Origin of the sequence: Kitasatospora sp. NPDC058444 (assembly GCF_042721415.1) — a bacterium.
Lineage (GTDB): Bacteria > Actinomycetota > Actinomycetes > Streptomycetales > Streptomycetaceae > Kitasatospora.
The window spans coordinates 1-1230 of the sequence record NZ_JBHXLL010000104.1; the positions used below are offsets into that span (position 1 = coordinate 1).

Annotated in this window: 1 protein-coding gene; it reads right to left on the reverse strand. The window is 67.1% G+C overall.

Annotated elements, in window-relative coordinates; genetic code table 11:
* Positions 1–11: 11 nt before the first annotated feature.
* A complete protein-coding gene (locus ACFWP2_RS39620) occupies positions 12–1145 on the reverse strand; it encodes an IS630 family transposase (RefSeq protein ID WP_380460986.1) in 1134 nt (377 codons plus the stop codon).
* Between the last annotated feature and the right edge of the window lie 85 nt (positions 1146–1230).

A 1230-nucleotide genomic window follows, 5' to 3' on the forward strand; every position in this document is an offset into this window, starting at 1 on the left:
CTAGTGCCGCATCAGGCAACGTTCGCCCTGGCGACGACGTCGCGTAGGCGTTCGTCGGCGGCGTGCTTGTTCCGCCAGATGATGTAGCGGCGGATCATGCTGCCCTGTTCCTTGTGGCTGGCGTGGTCGGTGCCGTCGAGGGCGAAGTAGCGCAGGGCGGTGAACTGGGCCTCGATCCGGTTGAGCCAGGAGGAGTTTGTCGGGGTGTAGGCGATCTCGACATTGTTCGCCGCCGCCCATGTCCCGACCCGCTGACAGCGCTTCGTCGTCAGGTGCGGGGAGAAGTTGTCGCAGACGATCGCGATGCGCACGTCGGCCGGGTGCAGCGAGCGCAGGTAGCGGCAGAACTCCAGGAACTTCGATCGGTTCTTGGTCTTCTTGATGTGGCCGTAGAGCTGGTCCTTGGCCAGATCGTAGGCGGCGAACAGGTGCCGGACGCCGTGTGGGCGGGTGTAGGTCGCCCGCCGCCGGGGACGTGGCTCACGCTCGGGGTCCTTGTGCCTGCCGCCGCGCTCGGCCCACTGCCGGCCAGGGTGGGGCTGGAGGTTGAGCGGCCCGAACTCGTCCAGGCAGAAGACGACTTCGGGCTCGTCTTCCTCGGGTATGACCTCGCCGTCGGCGATCGCATAGAGGTGCTCAACCCTCGCCTTCTTGGCGGCGTAGTCGGGATCACGGGAGGCCTTCCACGTCTTCACGCGTTGAAACGAGACGCCCTCCTCTCGGAGCAGGACCCGAAGGCCCTCGTGGCTGATGTCGTCGACCACCCCCTCGGCGACCAGGAAGTCGGCCAGCTTGGCCAGGCTCCAGGTCGAGAACGGCAGGCCGTGCTCGGCCGGCTTGGACTTCGCGATCTTCTTGATCTCCCGGCGCTCGGGCAGGGTGAACGTCCTCGGGCGCCCGCCCCGGTACTTCGGGTAGAGCGCCTCGAAGCCGTCGGCATTGAAGTTGTGGATCACATCCCGGACCCGGTCCGCGCTGGAGAACGTCACCTCGGCGATCCTCGCCACCGGCATGCGCTGGGCGGACAGCAGCACCATCTGGGCCCGGCGCCAGGTCACCACCGACCCGGTGCCCCGGCGGACGATCCGCAGCAACCGTCTGCCCTCGTCGTCATCAATCTCACGGACCTGCACGCGTTCAGCCACGTGATCATTCTGACCACCCGGTGCCGCCCGGCGCAGCAACCGGACGACACATCAACGGGGCGAACCTTGCCTGATGCGGCACTAG